Genomic DNA, 5,067 nt, shown 5'->3' with positions numbered 1-5,067 from the left:
CGCGGACGCAGCGCCAGCTGCTCCGGCCAGCCGATTCGCCCCCGACGCCGATCTCACGGCCGACCAGCGCAGCTTTGCCCCGCGCCCGCAGGCCGCCCCCGCGCGGGAATACGCCCACTTCGACGAGCCGGTCGTCTCCGGATTCGACCGTCCCCAGGATGAAGAGAGCGACTTCTCTGTCAGTGAGGGGGACTGGGGGGTCCCTTCCCGCGCAGACGTCGCGCTCAGTCGACGAGCCGCTCACGCGCACAGACTCGTCTCTGCCGACCAGGAGTACACGCGCGCCTCCGAGCCCCAGGGGCGAGGTCTGGGCGATGCTCTCGCCTCCGGCAGTGACAATGAGAGTGTCGATCGCCTGCCCCTGCGCCGCGACCTTCCTCGTCGCAAGAAGCGCTCGCACCGAGGCCTGGTCATGTTCCTCCTCGGCTTCCTCGTTGCCATCGTCCTGGTTCTTGGTGCTGCCGTCGCCCTGTACTACCTACGCTTCGCGGGGGCGCAGAACTTTTCCTCGGCCCTCGATACGTGCCACGCGAGCGGCAGTTACGTGCGGCTGGCGGCGGACAAATCCTCGCTCACGCTGCAGGCGGAGAACGAGAGCGGGCGAGGCTTATCGGCTCCGGTCTTCCGGTGCGTTCTTGACGAGCTCGACGCCCCCGCCTCCATGCGCCAACGTATGCTCCTGACGCGCGCCATTGACGGTACCCAGGAGGAACAGTGGGGCCTGTACCGCGCGACCTGGACGTACCACCCCGACCAGGGGCTTAACGTTGTCATCAGCGCTCGATAGGAACTCTTGCGCAGCTGGTTGCGCGGTCGCGTCCTGAGACTGAGTCCGCAAGCGTGACAATGCCGCCGTAGAATCGGCGCGTATTTCAACGCGTGAAGGAGTCTCTCGTGTCCGATTCGCAGCCTGCGGCCCTCGCCGTTCCCGTCGGGGATGATACCGCACTGGCCATCCGAGGCCTCGTCAAGATTTATGGCAACCTCATCGCCGTCGCGGACCTCTCGCTCGACATTCCCACCGGTTCTTTCTACGGGATCGTCGGCCCCAACGGCGCCGGAAAGACCACGACGCTGACAATGGCCACCGGCCTGCTCACCCCCGATCGCGGCACCGCCTACGTGCACGGTGTCGACGTGTGGGGCGACACCCAGCGGGCGCGCGGCCTGCTCGGCGTCATGCCCGACGGCATGCGCCTGCTCGACCGACTCTCCGGCCCCGACTTCCTCGTCCACGTCGCCATGCTGCACGGGCTGGACGCCTCTACGGCCCGCGAGCGCGCTCAGGAACTGCTGGACGCCCTTGATCTGGCCGAGGCCGGCAAGAAGCTGATCGGCGACTATTCGGCGGGTATGACCAAGAAGATCGCGCTGGCTGCAGCCCTCATTCATTCTCCGCGTCTCCTTGTCCTGGACGAACCCTTCGAGGCTGTCGACCCCGTTTCCGCGACCAACATCCGCCAGATCCTCACGGACTACACGCACCGGGGTGGCACCGTCATCCTGTCCTCGCACGTGATGGCGACCGTCCAGCAGCTGTGCACGCATGTGGCCATCATCGACAAGGGGCGTGTGCTCGTCGCCGGCACCACCGACGAGGTCGCCCAGGGTGGTGACCTGGGGGAGCGCTTTACCTCCCTGGTCGGCGGCGTTCACTCCGAGGAAGGCCTGTCGTGGTTGGGCAACTGATTCGCCTCAAGCTCCGCATCATCTGGAACACGGTTCGCCGCCAGACTGCCGTGCTGGTGCTGGCCGCCCTCGGCGTCCTGTACTTCGGTGGGATCTATGCGTCCGTGCTCGTGGGGGCAGCGTTCCTCGCCCGATCCGACGAGGCCGACCTGGCAACGCCGTTCCTTCCCATCGTGGGTCCCGTTGTCGTTGTCCTGTGGCTGATCCTGCCCATTGCGTTTGCCTCGATGGACAACTCACTCGATCCCGTGCGTCTGTCGCCCTACGTGGGACCGAGCAAGCGGCTGGGGGCGGCACTGGTCGCCGCGACCGCTGTGGGGCCCGGCGGCGTCATGTCCGCCATGGCGCTTCTCGTTCCCGTGTGGTTTGCGTTGTGGCGGGCCCAATGGGTGGCGGCCCTCGGCTGGCTGGTCGCGGGCATCGTCACTCTTCCTCTTGCGGTGCTGTGGGCGCGTGCGGTCGGCACCTGGTTCGCGGTGCGTATCGATAGCTCGGGCAAGAAGGACGCCGTCACGATGGTCGGCTTCATCGCCTTTTTCGTGGTGCTGACCCCGCTGGGTTACTGGATGAAGCTCCTGTCGGATAACTTCTCGATGGAGCTGTTCCAAGCCGGGCTGAACGTCGCGCTGTGGTCGCCCGTTGGCGCTCCCTTCGGCGTTGTTGTCTCCCTGCTCGAGGGGGCGTGGGGCGCCGCCGGCATCCGCGCCCTCGTCACGCTGGCCACGGCTGTTGTCGGCTGGCGTGTCTGGCTGGCCGTCCTGCGTCCCGTCATGAGCGGCTACGCGGGTGAGATCAGTGCCGACGCGCAGCGGGCCATCAACGAGGGACGTTATCTCATCGACGAGTCCGCCGAGCAGGAAGCGCGAGGCCAACGGACCGCGGCGTCGCGTTCGGCTGGCCTGCGCAGCGTCGATACCTTCACGCGCCTCGGTATCGGCGTGCGCTCGGCGTCTTTGGCGGCGCGCACGCTGCGCTACTGGATCGTGGATCCGCGCCTCAACATGAACATGGTGTTCGCTATTCTCTTCCCGATCATCGGGGTGCTCTTGGGGCGCGTGGCGGTCGATGGGCAGCAGGTGCTCTTCACGGGGATCTTCCTCTACCTCGTGCCCGTGACCATGGGCCTGAGCGTGGGAGCGCTCATGCAATACGACTCGACGGGTGCCTGGATCGTCATCTCCTCGGGGATGAGCGGCCGGGAGGAACGCCGCGGACGCCTCGTCGGTTCCCTCGTCGTCCTCGTGCCCCAGGCGCTCGGATACCTCATCCACGACGCCATCACGAGGACTGGTGCGTCCGACTTCGTCTTCCACCAAGTGATGGGCATCGTCCTCTTCTCGGGCGCGGCCGCAACGACCCTCGTCGTGAATGCACGCTGGGTGTACCCGGTACAGCCACCGGGTGTCTCGCCGTTGGCGACGAAGGGGACCGGCTCGTTCCTGTTGACGATGCTGATGCAGCTCGCGGGATTCGCGGGCACCGCAGTCTTGCAGATCCCGTCCTACGTGCTGATCGCGCTGGCCTCCTTCGGCCTGGTTCCGTTCTGGGTTGCTTACGTGGTTGCCCTGCCCTGGTCGGTGATCATCCTGGAGGGGGCAGTGCGTGTCGGCGGGCGCGTGTGGGACCGGTACTCGGTTGCCGCGCTGACGACGATTCGCAGCTGGCCGGGGCACTGATCTCACCTCACCTGGATGTACGAGGCCGGGGTTGCCCGCGTGGGTGCCCCGGCCTCGTGCTCAGTGCTCTACGCGTGGGGCGAAGCGCCTGGCGGCGTGTGTGGGTGCTGCCGATGGGGGAGAGGTGGGTGACTCTGACCAGTGATGCGCCGTGCGGAGGCGTGACAGATCGGCGCGATTCGAGACTCGAATCGAAGACAGGAATGTAGATACCCGGTAAGGTGGTGGGTGTAACCTGACCATGAAAGGACAATGTCCATGCATGCCCCATCGATCGTGCGCGTCGGCGCTGCCGTGGCCATCTTCGGCCTCACCGCGATCCCCAGTGTCCTGCAGGTCCCAGCCTACGCGGCAGACGTCGCGGGACCGGCAACCTGCTACCTTGCCGATGACAACGGCACCATCATCGAACCCCGCCAGGAGTACACGCCGCGCGAAGGCGCCGGTGGGCTCCCCATGCTTCCCAGTCCCGTCGTCGCCGGCCAGTACACGCTCGAAGTGAGCGCTCCCGCAATGAACTTCGATCCGGATCAGCCCGACTTGCACTTTGCATGCCAGGTCTTCTACTCATCCCTCGGTAAGGTTCGTCTCGTTGATACCGACGGCACCGTGCATGCGGCACAGTCCTATGCCAACGATCAGAACGATCCGTCGCGCGCCGCCGCGACGGCTATCCCGGCGATCCCAGCCGGCTACGAGATTGTCCCCGGCCAAAACGTCTTCGGCCTTGATGCCGGCGCTGGGACAGTCGACCCCAATAACCCCGCCGACGCGCGCGCCGTTGGTGCGAACACCGACATCGTGATCCGCAAGGTGTCGAATAATCCGACACCCGAGCCGAGCTCCACACCTTCGACGCCTGTGCCTTCGACCCCCGCCCCCGCGCCCTCGGTGACTTCGACGCCCGTGCCTTCTACACCCGCGACACCCGTGCCTTCGACGCCCGCGACGCCCGTGCCTTCGACGCCCGTGCCTTCTGCACCCGCGACACCCGCCCCCACGCCCTCGGTGACTGCGACGCCCGTGCCTTCCACACCCGCGGCACCTGCGAAGCAGACGCCTGCTCCGAAGCTCGCACGCACGGGCACGGTCGCTGGAGGCTTCGCCGGTGCGGCGGCCATCCTAGGCCTCATCGGCGCTGGGGTGATCGCCCTGCGCAGGTACCGCGCCTGATAGCAGGGGCCAGTTGAGGCAGTTTGTATAGGTTGTCGCCTGACGCGATGCGAACGTGGCTCGGGCGTATCGCGTGAGGCCGAGGCCGGGGTTACCCACGAGGTGCCCCGGCCTCGTCGTCGACGATGCACCCACATGCCACCACGATGAAACACCCGTCTTCAACACCGGCTTTGGCCTACTACCAAGCTGAATAGTCGCTACAAAGCCAACACGTTTTGTCCGTTAACCGGCTCTTCGCATGTAAGGGTGTGGGAGGTGTCGGAGTGGGCCGGGGTGCAGGTGGTGGCGTGGGCGGCGTGCCCGTCCTGCCACCAGTAGGGCCCAGCTGCGCATGGAGGGGTGCGGCGGTGAGTGGTTCGGTGGGCCAGTTCCGCGTTTGTTCTTGTATGTTGGGGCACTGCACCCGATCCGTAGGCAATGCACCTCTTCTGTTCGGGTGCAGCGCCACGTATTGGGTGCAGTGCCCCCGTGCTTGTGGCGGTTGTGGCGGCTGTCGGGGTCTTCTGGGCTTGCGTTGTCTTCTGCT

General features: G+C 66.3%; 4 protein-coding genes. All 4 read left to right on the top strand.

Annotation, left to right across the window (positions count from 1 at the left end):
- A partial coding sequence (locus HMPREF1138_RS11200; RefSeq protein WP_009055845.1) for a hypothetical protein occupies positions 1–787 on the top strand: 787 nt, incomplete at its 5' end.
- 107 nt (positions 788–894) lie between these two features.
- A complete protein-coding gene (locus HMPREF1138_RS01780) occupies positions 895–1,689 on the top strand; it encodes an ABC transporter ATP-binding protein (protein WP_009055854.1) in 795 nt (264 codons plus the stop codon).
- Positions 1,674–3,365, top strand: coding sequence for a hypothetical protein (locus tag HMPREF1138_RS01775; RefSeq protein WP_009055849.1), 1,692 nt, complete (start codon positions 1,674–1,676; stop codon positions 3,363–3,365). The genes HMPREF1138_RS01780 and HMPREF1138_RS01775 overlap by 16 nt, the downstream gene beginning before the upstream one ends.
- 258 nt (positions 3,366–3,623) lie before the next feature.
- On the top strand, positions 3,624–4,538 hold the full coding sequence (locus HMPREF1138_RS01770) for a hypothetical protein (RefSeq protein ID WP_009055851.1): 915 nt from the start codon (positions 3,624–3,626) through the stop codon (positions 4,536–4,538).
- The last annotated feature ends 529 nt before the right edge of the window (positions 4,539–5,067 follow it).

The sequence above is a fragment of the Actinomyces sp. ICM58 genome (assembly GCF_000283035.1).
Classification (GTDB): domain Bacteria; phylum Actinomycetota; class Actinomycetes; order Actinomycetales; family Actinomycetaceae; genus Pauljensenia.
The sequence above is the reverse complement of the archived record's forward strand: the minus strand, read 5'-3'. Positions and strand labels throughout refer to the sequence as shown.

Excerpts from the sequence above, each read along its gene's own strand:
- HMPREF1138_RS01770 (WP_009055851.1), top strand. The coding sequence starts at position 3,624 with ATGCATGCCCCATCGATCGTGCGCGTCGGCGCTGCCGTGGCCATCTTC.